Source organism: Sphingobacterium sp. HSC-15S19 (assembly GCF_050433745.1).
Lineage (GTDB): Bacteria > Bacteroidota > Bacteroidia > Sphingobacteriales > Sphingobacteriaceae > Sphingobacterium > Sphingobacterium siyangense.
The window spans coordinates 52,847-68,659 of record NZ_JBNPWQ010000026.1 but is presented as its reverse complement, the minus strand read 5'-3'; the positions used below and the strand labels follow the sequence as shown (position 1 = coordinate 68,659).

Here is a 15,813-nt window from a genome sequence, read left to right as displayed (position 1 = left end):
CATTTAGATCGTCAAAAAAAAGCAACTAGATAACAGATCTACAAAAAACAGTAGAAAAATAAAAAAGAGGCTTAGTTTATCCAAAAAAGTACTATCTTAGCGACACCAAATAAAGCAGGGGCATTAGCTCATTTGGCTAGAGCGCTTCGCTGGCAGTGAAGAGGTGATCAGTTCGAATCTGATATGCTCCACAAAAAAAGGGTACTTAAGTACCCTTTTTTTATTTTTAATCGACCAATTTTGACAGCAAATTCTTATTTATAAGAGTTTACAGATTTAGAAATTTTCCAGGTTCCGTTTTCTTTAACAAGTGTGATCAGATCTGTTTTAGCAAAACCATCAAATTGCATCGTAACTTTCGCTATTGCATAATCAGGTAATTCTTCAACGATCTGTGTTGTTGTTCTGCAGTTCATCTTGATTCCTTTTTGTTTTTTCAAAAATTCAATCATCTCATGACGGCTATGTTTCAAATCTTGTTTACCGCAAATTTTCTGGTCAAAATCAGCTGTAAAAAGCTTGTCCAAATTAGCTACCTGACCTTCGGTCATTGCTCCAACGTATTCATCGATGGCTAAATCAGCAGTAATTAAATTGCGTTCTTCTGGTTTAACTGAAGCCATTGAGCAAGTAGAGATTGCAATCATTGCCGCTGCTACAAATGTTTTTACTAAAGTTTTCATATCTTTTTCAATTTTATAATGTATTAGTATATTTTCTTATTTTATTGTCGCTTACTATATAAATTTGTTGCGTACTTTTTTTATTTATTTTCTGATTCAAAGTTAAGACAACTCATATATTGATTTCATTACATTTAGATTAACATTACATTAAAATCGGTAAATGATATTTTTTTCTAGGCGAATGAAATTTCCAATCAATTCTCTTTATAGCCAAAACGTGACAGAATGAATAAATTATTGGTTTGAATATTGTTATTCTATCTATTTCCTGCTAGATTGCATTCTTTCATGACACACTACGATAGCGCATATATTTTTTATATTAAATGTTCTATTTTGATGGTTCTACTTGTACTTGCCGATACTGCATATGCACAACGTCCCGTCAATGAAATAGAAACTACCAAACATCTCGCTGATACAAGTAAACAACGGGACCTGATTGATATTGGAAAAGAAATATTACATATCAAGCCACCCCAAACAGTCGATAGTACAGGAAAGAAAATCTATTTTTCCTTTTTACCCTTTTCAACAAATGTTCCTGGAGGCGGACATGCTTTAATTACAAGTACAACCGCAGGCTTTTATTTAGGAGATCGTTCCGATACCTATATGTCCAAAATGACATTTACGCCCTACACAAATTTTGGAAAACGATTTGGCCTGCCAATCCGTTCTTACATCTGGTTAAAAGAGAATACATGGGTGATTGATGGGGATATCCGTCTACTAAAATATCCGCACGAAACTTGGGGAATTGGCAAAGAGCATCATGGTGATCAGCAGATTAATTTAGATTACACCTACTTTCGTTTATACCAACATGCATTAAAAAGAATTCATGGAGGCCTTTTTATGGGCATTGGTTATGACCTGGATTATAGAATGAATATTAAGTCTACGAGCAATACCAAGCTCGAAGACTACACTTCCTACCCTTATGGAACAGATTTAAAAGACAATACCATGTCTTCAGGAGTCAGCTTCAATTTAATTTACGATACGCGCGCCAATTCGATCAATACCTGGTCGGGTAACTATGCCAATTTACAGTTCCGTGTAAATCCGACATTTTTAGGAAGCGATCAGAACTGGAAATCGCTATTTCTCGAAGTTAGACGATACCATAGGCTTACCCAAGACAGAAATCGCCAAAATATGATTGCCATAAGGAGTTTCTTCTGGACGGTATTTAATAGTAAAGCGCCCTATCTTGATCTTCCGAATTTAGGATGGGATCCATACAATAGTTCGGGAAGAGGCTTTCCAGTCAGCCGCTTTCGTGGCAAATCACTTTACTATTTAGAAACGGAATATCGTCGTGATATCACCCAAAATGGCTTATTTGGATTTGTTGCATTTATGAACTTTACCACATTAAACGGACCAAAGAATTCCATGTTCGAAGACTGGAACGTCGGCACTGGTGCTGGTGCACGAATTAAATTTAACAAAAACTCGGGCACCAACATTGGAATCGACTATGGTATCAGTAAGAATCACCGCGGCGTTAGGCTCACCTTGGGTGAGGTCTTCTAATTTCTAACTTAAATGATAGCTCTGGTTTTTAAACTCCATTGACGCATAGTACTGATATTTCCTATTGTCCAAGGGATAATCCCAACAGCCCATACGATGGTAGATTTCACCACCAAATCCTGTTTTGAAACGATAAAGGCCATATAAAGGGTGTGAAGGATCTGCCTGTGGCGATACTCCAAAGAAATCATATTCCGTACAGCCTTTTTCTTTCGCAAGCTGCATCGCACGCCATTGCAAAGCGTATGTCGCCATATAATTACGATTTTCGGAAGCAGAAGCTCCATATAGATAAGTCCCCCGATTTGCCGCAATTACCAAAAACATAGCGGCCAAAGGCTGGTTATCCACTTCGGCTACTAAAAGATATACATCTGCGGGAGATAATGTATCACTTGCCCTTGCAGAAAGAACGATCTTAAAATAGCTTATATCATGTAAAAAAAAGTTGTTTCGAAGAGCTGTCTGCCGATAAAGCTCATACCAAACCGCCAAACTTTCAAGCCCCAGCGAACGCACACGTACTCCTTTTCGCTCTGCTAAATTGATATTATATCTCGTCTTAGATTTCATATTTCCAAGCAACATATCCTCACCCTTTCTAAGATCCATAAAAATAGTATTGGAAGGCAGTATATCTGTATTGGCTTTATGAAAGTTCCAGTTTTCTGTATTAAAATTAAAGCGCATTTCCTGAATACGTTTCTCCGGTACCCCTAGCCAGTTACCATGAAGATCATAACAATCATCCTCTTTAGCCCAATGTGATTCCCAAGATAGATCATAGCGTATCATTATACAATTTGGTGGCAGATGGGAACGTAAGCTCTCCGATAACTGTTCTAAAAAATAGCCCTGGTTTTCATCTGAAGGTTCAATCTCAGGCCCATAAGGTACATAGGCAATGCTATGTTCCTGATCTATGGCTTGTATGATAATTAATAGATCGCCGATAAAATAGGTATCGTCTTCGACCCCAACATACAGATCGGATTGTTTGGATTTAAAATTAAATGCCTTGGATTGTATACCTTGCATTTTTTTTACTGCAGACCAATAAGCAGTTTGTTGAATAATACCTGTTTTATAAAGCCCACTGATTTCTTTGTCACTAATGTCTGCTATCATGATATTTTACTATTTAATAGGGTTGTTTTTATAAGATATGCTCAAAATAACCACAATTTTAACACCCAAAAACGGCAAACATAGCCAAAATGTTTGGTTAAGCACACATGCATTTGTCACTTTGTTGTTAATTTCAAGAAATAGAGAAAAACAGGCATTTAAAGTAGCTTTTTTACATTATTTAACGCTATAATATCCGTATTTGAATTGTTATTTTGACCTAAAATTTAAGATATTTGTAGCTTAACAATTCAAATACGATGGACAATAAAGCGATCTCAAAAATTTTCAAATTATGTAGCCAATTGATGGAGCTTCACAACGAAAATCCTTTTCGAACAAAATCCATTGCAAGTGCCTCTTTTAAGTTGGACAAGCTACCTTTCCGTATTGAAGAGGCCAGTCTTGAAGATTTGAGTGCACAGCCAGGAATAGGAAAAAGTACGGCTGAAAAAGCCAAAGAAGTTGCCGCTACAGGAACTTTCAAAGAGCTTGAGGATCTTATTGAAAACACACCATCCGGTATTATTGAAATGTTAAATATTAAGGGCCTTGGCCCTAAAAAGATTCAAATTATCTGGAAAGAACTCGAGATTGAAAGTGTGGGCGAATTACTTTACGCCTGTAATGAAAACCGTCTCGTAGAAGCAAAAGGGTTTGGTCTTAAAACGCAGGAAGACATCAAAAAATCCATTGAGTTTTCTATTTCCAACAAGGGATGGTTTTTATATGCAAAAGTACTTCCACTGGCAGAAAAATTTTTCAACGAATTGAAATTGCATTTCCCTTCTTCGCTGCTGTCATATACAGGAGATTTCAGAAGAAAATGCGAGGTTTTGAGTACCGTAGATCTTTTAATATCGGAAAGTATAGACAACGTCGAAAAATTCCTCGATGGATTTACTTTAGTGGAAAAAACAGAAAACTCCATAGAACTGACCGATGAATTGGGGTTTACTTTCAAAGTATTCAGTAGTAATATCAATGATTTTTATCGCGACCTGGTTCTTAGTACTGGATCCACTGCACATCTCGATCTTCTATTTAATATTCTACCGGATCTTCCTTCACTTTCCAGTGAAGAGGCCATTTACCGTAACTTGGGTTTAGATTATATTGAACCCGAATTACGAGAGGGGTTGAATGAAATAGTGCAGGCTCAAACGCATTCACTGCCAAAGCTGATTCAATACAAAGATCTCAGGGGAACACTCCACAATCACTCCACCTATAGTGACGGCGTACATAGCCTCGAGCAAATGGCATTACATTGTAAAGATGTCCTGGGGCTAGAATATTTGGGTATATGCGATCACTCGCGAACGGCAGTTTATGCCAACGGCCTCTCCATTGAGCGATTGGAGCAGCAGTGGAATGAGATTGCGACATTAAACGAAAAATTGGCTCCATTCAAGATTTTCAGGGGAATTGAATCTGATATTCTAGCTGACGGTTCATTAGACTATCCCGATGAGGTGTTGGCTAAGTTTGACTTCGTTGTCGCCTCCGTACACTCCAATCTGAAAATGGACGAAGACAAAGCCACAACAAGACTAATCAAAGCGATCGAAAATCCGTATACAACAATCTTAGGCCATCCAACAGGAAGACTATTATTAAGTAGAGCCGGATATCCCTTAGATTTTAAACGGGTAATCGATGCTTGTGCGGCAAATGGCGTTGTCATTGAGATAAATGCAAATCCTTTACGATTAGATCTGGATTGGAGATGGCACCGTTATGCAGTAGAGAAAGGAGTTTTACTTTCCATCAATCCCGATGCCCATCGTACAGAGGGATTGCACGATATGCAATATGGTGTATTGGTGGCGCAAAAGGGTGGTTTGCAGGCAAGCAACTGTTTGAATGCATACGCGCTAGATGCCATAACGACCTATTTTAATAAGAAAAAACAAGGCTAGGGTATGTCGAGTAAAACAAATGCTGTTCGGCTGTTGGACACAGCAAAAATTAAGTATGAACTCAGAGCATATGAGGTAGACGAACAGGACGTCAGTGCTGAGCATGTCGCCGAAACCCTAGGTTTGTCACCCGAAACGCTTTATAAAACCCTGGTCTTAAAAGGCAACAAAGATCCTTATATTGTTGCCGTAATTCCCGGAAACGCACAGCTCGACCTTAAAAAAATAGCGAAGGCCTCTGGGAATAAAAACTGCGAAATGCTCCCAATGAAAGACCTTTTAACGGTGACCGGCTATATTCGTGGTGGCTGTTCACCTATTGGCATGAAAAAACAGTTCCCAACCTTTATTGAAGAGGCCGCACAATTGGAGACAGCGATTTCGGTAAGCGCAGGAAAAAGGGGGCTTCAGATTATTTTAGCCCCAACAGACCTGGCTACGATCACAGCTGCCCATTGGTCCGATTTGATCGATATGTGAATTACCCTTTACGCCCATATAATAAAATGCGCTTGAAAGAATAGATCGCTGGAAATTTAGTGAAATGTTTTTCGATACGTGTTTTAAATTCAGTTACAAACACAGACTTCTTATCTTCCTCCAATTGTTCCATGTAAGGAATCAAAGCAGACCCAGCGATAAAATTGTAAAGCATGTCTGCATCAGCAGCAATGAGCGGATATACACGAAGAGAAAGGTTTAATTGATCCAGGCCATTATCAAATAACAATTGCGCATAAGTATCCATATCCAATACCGAAGAAGGCCTATTCCAGCCCCTTAAATAGGATCGATAGGGTTCTTCCGTCGCCAATTCAAATAGAATTTTATTGAGTATATTTTCGGGCTGATAAGGCATTTGTATCGCCAATTGCCCGCCAACATTAAGCTTAGAAATAATTTGAGGGAAAAGAGCCTGATGATCTTCCAGCCATTGTAAAGCAGCATTACTGAATATAAGATCCCAGTTTTTTGGCTCTGCAATGAAGTTCTCAACGGAACTTTGCCTAAATTTCAGACGTTCCGTTTCCAACTTATGGCTTTTAGAAAGCATTTCCGCAGAAGAATCTATCCCAAGAAAGGTCGCTTGAGAGAATTGTTCGCTTAAGATAGCTGTCTGTTCACCTGTACCGCAACCTAAATCGACGGCATGTTCCATTTTATCGGTAGTAATTAGTTCAGATAAATCATAAAACGGTTTAAAACGGACATCTTTAAATTGATTGTATATAGCTGGATTCCAAGGCATATATTTATTAATTAACACCCGTATAGGGCAGTACTACATTTTCTATTTAAACAAAGTAAGAATTTCTGCGGGTTGAACTTTTCCAAAATACGTCGTCAAATCAATTGATTTCAGTAAGGTATCAATCTCTCCTACTTCATGCTTTTCACCAATCAATAAATTTTCAAGTTCATGAATTGATCGGGATGCAAAAAAATCACCGAAAATTTTAGCCCGTTCAATGTATCCTTTATGTACATCCAAATGCAACTCGATGAATCCTGCAGGGATCTTAATTGCTTTTTTAAAGTTATAATTTGGTGAAAAACCGAAGTTCCAATCCCATGTTTCATACTTCTCTTCAACCAATTTTTCTATATTTTTAATATCCGAAGCGGTAAGCTCAATCATTTTGGCTGCCGGATTCTCACGTTTTATTTCTTCAATCAACAATTCCTTAAAATCTCCAGTCGTAAAACCCGCAGGTAGATATTCAATTAAATTTGTGACACGTGCACGATTCGATTTTACCGCTTTATCCACAAACTTCAATGGATTGACCTTTAAAGCATCGCTTAATACCTGCATCTGCGAATCAATCAATATCGTACCATGTTGAATCATCTTCCCATTTTTTGCAAGCTTGGCATTTCCGCTAAACTTCTTCCCATCTACCAGGAGGTCATTTCTTCCTTCTAATTTTGCAGGGATATCCAATTTGTTCAAAATATGTACAATCGGCTGGGTAAAGGTCGAAAAATCCATAAAATCATGATTTCCCAATAAGGTATGAAAAGAAAAATTTAAGTTTCCAGCATCATGATAAACAGCACCACCGCCAGACATTCGTCGCACAACCTTAATCTGATGCTCGTTGACATAATCAAGATTGATTTCTGCCAAGGTATTCTGAAATTTACCCACGATAATTGAAGGGTCGTTTACATAGAGTAAAAAAATATCCTCTTCCGGAAATTTACCCAATAAATACTCCTCTGAAGCGATGTTAAAATAGGCGTTGCGGGATGGAGAATCGATAATCAGCATATTTTTCTTTTTTCAAAAATAACAAGAATTTAATTCCTGTAATTCATTTCAAATTCATAATTACCGCAAATCATTAGCTTAGCACTCCCGTAGCGATTTCAACAACATCAATTTTCATCGATACAACTGTCATCAACCTCGTTTTCTGAAAGCAACTTTCTCCGCTAATTTTTCAATAATAAGCGCCGAAAAATCCTCTTTTACAATTTCTTCCGTCTGGCATAATGCACCCGGACTAAATACGTTGATTTCCATAATACGATCTCCCACCACATCCAAACCGACAAAATACATTCCGTCTTGAACTAATTTATTCCGGATCTTATCGACCATAAGCAATAACTCCGGTGAAATAATAGCTGCTTGGGTCTTTGCGCCTTGATGCACATTGCTCCGAATCTCATCACCTTGTTGCACGCGATGAACAGCAGCATATTTTCCATTGATCGAAATAGGCTCTCCATTTAGTAAAAAGAATCTAATATCACCGCGGGCAGCTTCCGGAAGATATTCCTGGCCAATTACATAACCATCTCGGGCAATAGCCTCTACAGTTTGTTTGAGGTTTTGCTGATTATCCTTATTGATTAAAAACACGTTTTTACCGCCGGACCCCTTTAAGGGTTTCAAAATAATAAGCTTATTCTGTTGTTCAAAAAATTCAATGACATCGGCATAGTTTCGGGTTACAATTGTTTTAGGTCGAATAGATTCATCAAATCCCTCGAGATACAACTTATTACTGGCCCGACTAAGGCTATCGGGATCATTGATAACCAATACACCTTTTTCTTTTAGTAGAGCGGCAAATTGTAGGGCTGAAGCAGCAGCCCAAGGTCGGCTAACCATATCCAGGACTGGATCAAATCGTAGCCAGACCACATCCATTTCTTCCAACATCATCTTCGTTTTTTCTGTCGCGCGCAATACTTCCATGAGGCTATTGGTAGAAGTAAGCATCTGATCAGGGAGCACTTTTCGCACATGGGCGGCAATATGGGCCGACTCATAGTAGAAATCGGCCAAGCCAATATAATAAATTTCATGTCCCATTTGATGGGCTTTCAATGCCAAAACAGTCGTCGTGAAACGAGCAGTTTCTTTATGGGTTTGGTTGATCACGAATGCTATCTTCATATAAAATATCTGATTACTGAATCATTTGAAATATTCCATTACTTTTTTTTAGATGTAACAAGGCATCCTTGTATGGATCCATTAGATACCTTGGTGTCAGGACCGGAGCCTTCAAGACGCCCTTTAACATGAGTTCTTCAACGATTGGTATATAATCTTCGCGGATTTTACCCATCGTCAACAGGGATAGATCTCGCCCACTCTTGATATAATTAGTCAATTCGATTAAACCACTCAAGTATAATGCATCTTTGGTAAGCCCACCACTTCGATAGACCCGCATTGTCATTTGAAAAGCTGTTTCGGTCAAAAATTGGTACTTGTCTACCAATACTGAAAATGTATCAATAAATGAACTGCCCTGCTGCATGTGATGGACAGCGATAACTCTGCCTGCCAGAATACGTAGTCTATTATTTGTCAGGCCCCCCACCAAATACTCAGCAAGTACAGCGAGGCCTTCCTGAAGTTTTTCATAACCGGGAACCCCTAATCTAAAGAGACTGAACGGCTGTTGCTTCCCATTATAGTAAGTAACAATATGTGTACCGACCTCATGTTGAATCAATGCCTTTACCCTATTCCTTGGCAAACTATACTGCTTACTTATATTGAGTACGCCTTGATTTACCATCACGCCATAAATATCATCCCGTAGCCGCACTGTGGTGCCAAAGCTTGGATCTTGGTTTTTCAGATAATCCAATTCTTCCTGGGCGAGCTTAGCGAACTCTTCGGCATAGACAATTTCCTCTTCTTTCGTTCTCACTTCTCGATCCGTTGTCGTAATGGTCAAAATTGCCTGAGCCTTTTCCAACAATTTTTCATTGACAGTACCAAAAACCTGCATACTGCCCAACAAAAATCCTTCTTTTCCCCGCTCACTCAACATGGTCATCATCTGATCAAGCTCCTTGCGTTTATCACGAAACAAATAAGCAATGGAAGGATCAAATAAATCTTCGATATGCAAGTTATAGAGGTTTCTCTTGATAATATCTGGATCAATAGGCATGGGCCTATATCGAAACACAGGAGTTTTTCGGTAATTCCCCTTCTTAAATTGCTGCCAGGCATCGTAAGAATTTGTTGGTGTAACCAATAATAAAAAATCAAATCGTTGACTTTCCCGCGCTAACTTCTGATCAATCTCCCAAGCTAAAGGAAGCATCTTTTTAGGCTGGCTTATTTTAAATGCCGTAGGTTTAGATAAGGTATGTATACGTATGAATTCAAAGAATGTTTTCGACAGACTCCTGGATATGGCTTCACGGAAATGACGCAGATCGATCGGTAAAATTTGCTGATCTACCCCTAAAAGGTATTTCGGTTTTATCTCCAGCCCCATGTAAAATATATTGGTGTTCAGATTATCCAACTGTACACTCGAAGGGGATAAACTTTGCGTTGCATTTGTTTTGGAATCTGTCAGTATCTCCACTTTGGAAATCGATTCCTCTGTTGTCAGTTGCTTACCTAGATACTGAGCGATAGCCTGTACATTTTTCCGCGCAATATGAATTTGAATATCTTCCTCCTGTGCGGAATCTGCTGCCCAAGCCTCAATAATCAAACAGGCACCAAACTCTTCGACAAGTTGATTGAGGATTGGAGCGATCCATTCAGAAACATTCATCTGTGGATCTCTTACCCTAAAGTAAGCTGGTTCTGATTTAACCAACTCTGCCAGCATAGGATCTTGACTAAAAAACTGTCTGTATAAAAACAGATAAGGAACAACTTGATTAAATACCAGTTTGTTTTTTGGCGGAATCTGTACGTGGAAAACCTCCTTATTTTTGATCATTTTTAAAATGCCAGCAAGTTGTTTCGCATTATCTTTCATAGGCAAAATAATTTTCCAGTGTTCCAATGCTGTGTAAGAGAAGTTGTTTATACTCCTGAAGCTTTTGTGGATATACTTCCCCAGTCCATTCGTCCATAAAGTCTTTCCGAAATTCGACAGAAAAAATACAGCCTTTATCACCAAACTTATCATTCAAATACGCAGAAAGGAATCCGCCCTTAAACTTGACATTCTCACGGACGTCGTAAACTTGTCCATCTTTTCCAGTCCGTAGTGCTTCCAAAACCTGATCAGTCAGCGTTCGCCATTTTTTGTGATTATGTTGCGTCCCAATATTAATCTGAGGGTCGGTTTCATTATTTAAACTAGTTTCAGCCCCCCCGCGACGCATATTATAACTATGAATATCATACACGATAAAATAGCCATAATGATCAATCGTGTGCTGAATTGCTTGGCTTATTTCCTCATATATGCTATCATAGGCTGCATACAGCTGATCTTTTAGTTCATTGGGTAGATCTGTTCGCCATACCCGCATCCCCCAAGCTTGCTCAGGTGTAAGATAAATAGCATCTTCTCGTTTTCGATTAAGATCCAGTTGAAACCTGGAAGTTCCAGATACAAATCGATTACAGGGTAATTCAGCCAAAATAGCCGTATAAGGATCCTCTTCGCGTAATCGTTCCTCGTCTGAAATATTTATGTAGGGCATCAAATGCGCATCGACCTGATGGCCATCATGAATGGCAAAAGCCCAAAATGGGCTATCGTAATTTTCAAATTGATAGCGATATGTTAAAGACATGTACCTTTTTTTAAACAGTTTACGTCAAATAGACAGCATTGATTGCTGACCTTTTTGTTTAGATAAACGCTTATGAGCAACAAAAGGTTTGAAAATTAACTGGATTGTCTTGAGAATTAGGGGCTCCCCTTCTTATCCGAAACGAGGCTGTTAAAAATCGTTAAACAGCTAACGGATTTAGTACATTGGCATCTTTGTTGAATATTGTTAAGTAGTTTCATTAATTTAGGTTAATAATTTAGTTAGTTTATAAAAAACCTGTTAGTCCCCGCTAACAGGTTTTTTATTTCCCCTAAAAAGAAAACAAAATAAATAGTAGTATATTTTATTGGAAATCAATAGCAAATAGTCAAAAAATGTTAAAAAGTAAAAAAAACTCCAATCAGTTGAAACATTTCTTGAACTTACTACGTTATATAGGTACTTTTCATAAATTTAGGTTAATAATTGGTTAGGAAAACTCCTGTTGCTCCCCGCTTCGGGAGTTTTTGTTTATCAGCACTTTAAGGAAAATAAAAAACAAAAAAAAATCATCAAGCGGACCAGTATTTGAAAACTATACAATGAAATTTGTTTTTAGTCTACCCCGTTTTGATCTTTCAACAAAACTTCAAAAAATCAAATTTCAGGCAGAAATTTTAATAACAAAAAAATGACAATATGTTCATGCTAGGAAAATAAGTTTTGGCATAGGTATTGCATTGTTTTAAGCATTCATAAATTTAGGTTAATAATTGGTTAGTTAAAAACACTTGAAGTTCCCCGCTTCAAGTGTTTTTTTTATAGCATTATAGCAGAAATAAATTAGAGTTTAGCCTCTTGTTGTTCGTTACCGGTTTCCACCAACTGTTTTAATGCAATTTCATATGCTCTCGATGATATATGTGTCTTTTTAGAAGAAACGGTCCTAATTTTCTTTAATGCTTCAAAAATCACACTGGAAACATCCGAAAAAATTGCTTCATCACTAATTTCGATATTACGTTGCATTAAATAAGCAAATACTCTCGCCATACCACAATTCGCAATAAAGTCAGGTATGACCGCAACATGCTGATCTGCGAACTCCATAACAGACCCATAAAATATTTCTTGATCTGCAAATGGCACATTGGCACCTGAAGCGATCACCTCAAGCCCATGATTTATCATGTGCTGGATCTGATCTTTTGACACTAAGCGGGAGGCCGCAGCAGGCACAAAAATATCCGTTTCCAGGCTCCATATTTCTTTCTGTATCTGATCAAAAGGAATCAGATCCGGAGAACAAAGCTCATTGCCTTTGCGCTCTAAAAACAAACGGGTAATATCTTCCTCTTCAAATCCTTCCGGATTGATCAGTCCGCCGACTCGATCAATTATACCAACTATTTTTACACCAAGTTTAGACAGATAAAATGCCGCTGCGGCAGCAACATTACCCCAACCTTGAATTACCGCTCGCTTCCCAAAGCAATTTTCGCCAAAAAGTTCATAATAATGACGAATTGACTCTGACACGCCATATCCCGTGATCATATCTGCCACTTTGTACTTGCGCTTCAGATCCGGGCTGTAGGAGCTATCTTCCAATACTTTGGAAACCCCATAACGCAATTGTCCAATTTGATGAATACGATTGCTTTCATTCACCTTAAAGTGACCATTCAAAATGCCTTCTTGTGGATGCCATAGTCCATATTCTTCCGTCAACGGGATTACATCATGAATTTCATCGATATTCAAATCTCCACCTGTCCCATAATAGTTTTTCAATAGCGGTGTGACAACTTTAAACCAACGTACTAAAACTTCATTTTTCCTTGGGTCATGTGGGTCGAAATCAATTCCAGATTTTGCCCCCCCTATTGCAGGGCCAGATACCGTAAATTTGACCTCCATTGTTTTTGCCAAAGATTCTACCTCATGCCTATCCAATCCAGCCCGCATTCGGGTACCCCCGCCAGCTGCACCTCCACGTAAGGAATTGATAACAATCCATCCCCTGGCATCAGTTTCACTATCTTTCCATTCGAAAACAATTTCCGGACTTTTGTGCTCAAAAGCCCGCAATAATTCCTTCATCCCTTCCATACTCCTATAAGTTTCCTCGGCGTTCTTGTTCACGTTCTATTGCTTCAAAAAGAGCCTTAAAATTTCCTGCGCCAAAACTTTGTGCCCCCTTACGTTGGATGATTTCATAAAATAGAGTCGGTCTATCCTCTACCGGTTTTGTAAAAATTTGCAGCAAATAACCTTCTTCATCACGATCAACTAGAATACCCAGTTCTTGGATGATCCGTATCTCTTCATCAATTTTTCCAACTCGTTCAGGCAACATATCGTAATATGCTTCGGGAGGAGCACCCAAAAATTCTACTCCCCTTGCTTTAAGTTCCCGCACGGTGGCCACAATATCTTTGGTTGCTAGAGCCGCATGCTGAACACCTTCACCCTCATAAAATTCAAGGTATTCTTCTATCTGCGATTTTTTCTTTCCTTCGGCAGGCTCATTAATTGGAAACTTAACAAAACCATTTCCATTGCTCATCACTTTACTCATCAAAGCCGAATATTCTGTATTAATTTGCTTGTCATCAAAAGATAAAATATTGACAAACCCCATCACATCCTGATACCATTTTACGGTTTCATTCATCTTATTCCATCCAACATTACCCACACAATGATCAACATAAAGCAGTCCAGTTTCCGTTGGATTGTAATCGCTTTTCCATTTTTCATATCCTGGCATAAATGGACCAGCATAATTGCGGCGTTCAACAAACATGTGGACCGTTTCGCCATAGGTATAAATTCCTGCGGTCCAAACTTCCCCATTTTCATCCTTCAGAAATTGTGGTTCCTGATAGACTTTCGCCCCTCTATTTGTTGTTTCTTCAAATGATTTTCGTGCATCATCTACCCAAAGAGCCAATATTTTGACACCATCACCATGTTTTTTAACATGTTCTGTTATAGGGTGGTCAGATTTCAACGCTGTGGTAAGCACTAAACGTATTTTATTTTGTTTTAACACGTAAGATACCCGGTCTCGAACGCCTGTTTCCGGTCCGGCATACGCATCCGACTGGAAACCAAAAGCTGTTTTGTAATAATGTGCGGCCTGTTTGGCATTGCCAACATAAAATTCAATATAATCTGTGCCATTAATAGGTAGAAAATCTTGCGCTTGGGCAATCTTTTCTGCAAATGTATTTGCCATAATTTATATAAAGGTTATTCTTTTATTTTTCCTAACTCATCCAAGATTTATAATAATCTGGATCTTCTATATCGAGTGCTTCTTGGGTTAACATCAGTGGTCGAAAAGGATCGATCATCACGGCCAACTCCTCGGTTTTCACTTGCCCAATGCTTTTTTCCACCGTCCCTGGATGAGGTCCATGCGGTATACCACCTGGATGTAACGTTATCTGTCCCCTTTCCACGGATTTTCGACTCATAAAATCGCCATCCACATAATATAGGACTTCATCTGAATCTACATTACTATGGTTATATGGTGCTGGAATCGAATGAGGATGGTAATCATACATACGAGGGCAAAAACTGCATAAGACAAAATTGTCTGTTTCAAAGGTCTGGTGAACGGGTGGCGGTTGATGCAATTTACCTGTTATCGGCATGAAATCATGAATCGAAAATGCCCATGGAAAATGATAGCCATCCCAACCAACAAAATCAAATGGATGGCTCCCATAAACATACGGATAAATCATCCCTTGCTTCTTGATCATCACTTCAAAGTCACCCAGTTCATCAAAAGTTTCCAAATTTTGAGGTACCCGAATGTCCCGCTCAAAAAAGGGCGCATGTTCCATCAATTGACCAAATTCATTGCGATAACGTTTGGGCGTACGTACGGGAGAGAATGATTCAACAATAAACAGTCGATTATCTTCCTGTTCAAATTCCATTTGATAAATCGTTCCTCGGGGGATTACCAAATAATCTCCATACTTGAAGGGGATACTCCCATATCCAGTCTTGAGTTTCCCCATCCCCTGATGGATGAAGACAATCTCATCTGCCTGGCTATTTTTATAAAAATAGTCATCCATCGACCGACGGGGAGCTGCTAAGGATATATGTAAGTCCTGATTAACCAACACAGGTGTCCTGCTTTCGAGGTAGTCATCTTTTGCCTGTACCTGAAATCCCTTTAGACTGGTATGTTTAAGATGTTTGTCGCGGGCAATCCGGGGAGACACATCATAAGGCTCTCTTATTTGTTTAACGAGTGTGGGTGGATGACAATGGTACACTAAGGAATAAAGACTGGAAAAACCATGTGTGGATACTAATTCCTCGGCATAAAGCGTGTTATCGGGCTTTCTAAAAACAGTATGTCGCTGCATTGGAATTTGCCCTTGTTTAACATAAAATGGCATAATTCTACGATTTAAACGGTTATAAAATTAAATGAATATCCAAATTGCCAATAGAACTATCGGCAAGTAGTAAAAGAGAAGATTAGTATTGTGCAAAAACGATATCAGCTATGA

Annotated in this window: 13 protein-coding genes and 1 tRNA gene; 4 read left to right on the top strand and 10 right to left on the bottom strand. The window is 38.7% G+C overall.

All coding sequences use genetic code 11. The annotated features are described in order from the left end of the window. The first annotated feature begins 117 nt into the window (after positions 1 to 117). Positions 118 to 191: transfer RNA gene (locus L1283_RS19815), tRNA-Ala, on the top strand. Between the two features lie 63 nt (positions 192 to 254). On the opposite strand, the gene L1283_RS19810 is transcribed toward L1283_RS19815, so the two are convergent. Then, positions 255 to 683, bottom strand: a complete 429-nt coding sequence (locus L1283_RS19810; RefSeq protein WP_083663549.1) for a nuclear transport factor 2 family protein — start codon at positions 681 to 683, stop codon at positions 255 to 257. Between the two features lie 342 nt (positions 684 to 1,025). Between L1283_RS19810 and L1283_RS19805 the strand changes: the two genes are divergently transcribed. Further along, positions 1,026 to 2,228 (top strand): hypothetical protein, encoded by a 1,203-nt coding sequence (locus tag L1283_RS19805; protein WP_232475793.1) that lies wholly within the window; start codon positions 1,026 to 1,028, stop codon positions 2,226 to 2,228. Positions 2,229 to 2,231: 3 nt separating this feature from the next. Here L1283_RS19805 and L1283_RS19800 read toward each other — a convergent pair whose 3' ends face one another. Then, a complete protein-coding gene (locus L1283_RS19800) occupies positions 2,232 to 3,356 on the bottom strand; it encodes a lipid II:glycine glycyltransferase FemX (RefSeq protein ID WP_286851970.1) in 1,125 nt (374 codons plus the stop codon). Between the two features lie 260 nt (positions 3,357 to 3,616). On the opposite strand from L1283_RS19800, the gene L1283_RS19795 reads away from it, so the two are divergent. Both L1283_RS19795 and ybaK read left to right on the top strand, forming a co-directional pair. After that, entirely contained in the window at positions 3,617 to 5,278 is a 1,662-nt protein-coding gene (locus L1283_RS19795) for a DNA polymerase/3'-5' exonuclease PolX (protein WP_075991804.1), read from the top strand. A 3-nt stretch (positions 5,279 to 5,281) separates the two neighbouring features. Next, positions 5,282 to 5,758 (top strand): Cys-tRNA(Pro) deacylase, encoded by a 477-nt coding sequence (gene ybaK / locus L1283_RS19790; RefSeq protein WP_075991803.1) that lies wholly within the window; start codon positions 5,282 to 5,284, stop codon positions 5,756 to 5,758. Position 5,759: 1 nt separating this feature from the next. Here the strand turns inward: ybaK and L1283_RS19785 are convergent, their stop codons facing one another. From L1283_RS19785 to L1283_RS19750, 8 genes are all read right to left on the bottom strand, one after another. Continuing rightward, positions 5,760 to 6,527 (bottom strand): methyltransferase domain-containing protein, encoded by a 768-nt coding sequence (locus tag L1283_RS19785; RefSeq protein WP_286851974.1) that lies wholly within the window; start codon positions 6,525 to 6,527, stop codon positions 5,760 to 5,762. A gap of 42 nt (positions 6,528 to 6,569) precedes the next feature. Further along, entirely contained in the window at positions 6,570 to 7,553 is a 984-nt protein-coding gene (locus L1283_RS19780; RefSeq protein WP_286851975.1) for a lipoate--protein ligase, read from the bottom strand. A gap of 132 nt (positions 7,554 to 7,685) precedes the next feature. Continuing rightward, a complete protein-coding gene (locus L1283_RS19775) occupies positions 7,686 to 8,690 on the bottom strand; it encodes a glutathione synthetase (protein ID WP_075991800.1) in 1,005 nt (334 codons plus the stop codon). A gap of 13 nt (positions 8,691 to 8,703) precedes the next feature. Continuing rightward, on the bottom strand, positions 8,704 to 10,536 hold the full coding sequence (locus L1283_RS19770) for a flavohemoglobin expression-modulating QEGLA motif protein (protein ID WP_075991799.1): 1,833 nt from the start codon (positions 10,534 to 10,536) through the stop codon (positions 8,704 to 8,706). Then, positions 10,526 to 11,305, bottom strand: a complete 780-nt coding sequence (locus tag L1283_RS19765) for an N-formylglutamate amidohydrolase (RefSeq protein ID WP_248933322.1) — start codon at positions 11,303 to 11,305, stop codon at positions 10,526 to 10,528. The genes L1283_RS19770 and L1283_RS19765 overlap by 11 nt, the downstream gene beginning before the upstream one ends. Before the next feature lie 804 nt (positions 11,306 to 12,109). Further along, the gene (locus tag L1283_RS19760; protein ID WP_286851977.1) at positions 12,110 to 13,411 is read right to left on the bottom strand and encodes a Glu/Leu/Phe/Val dehydrogenase dimerization domain-containing protein; all 1,302 of its coding nucleotides are present in this window, start codon (positions 13,409 to 13,411) and stop codon (positions 12,110 to 12,112) included. Then, a complete protein-coding gene (gene hppD / locus L1283_RS19755; RefSeq protein ID WP_248933321.1) occupies positions 13,383 to 14,510 on the bottom strand; it encodes a 4-hydroxyphenylpyruvate dioxygenase in 1,128 nt (375 codons plus the stop codon). The genes L1283_RS19760 and hppD overlap by 29 nt, the downstream gene beginning before the upstream one ends. 31 nt (positions 14,511 to 14,541) lie before the next feature. Further along, positions 14,542 to 15,699 (bottom strand): homogentisate 1,2-dioxygenase, encoded by a 1,158-nt coding sequence (locus L1283_RS19750; RefSeq protein WP_312352222.1) that lies wholly within the window; start codon positions 15,697 to 15,699, stop codon positions 14,542 to 14,544. Positions 15,700 to 15,813: the final 114 nt, after the last annotated feature.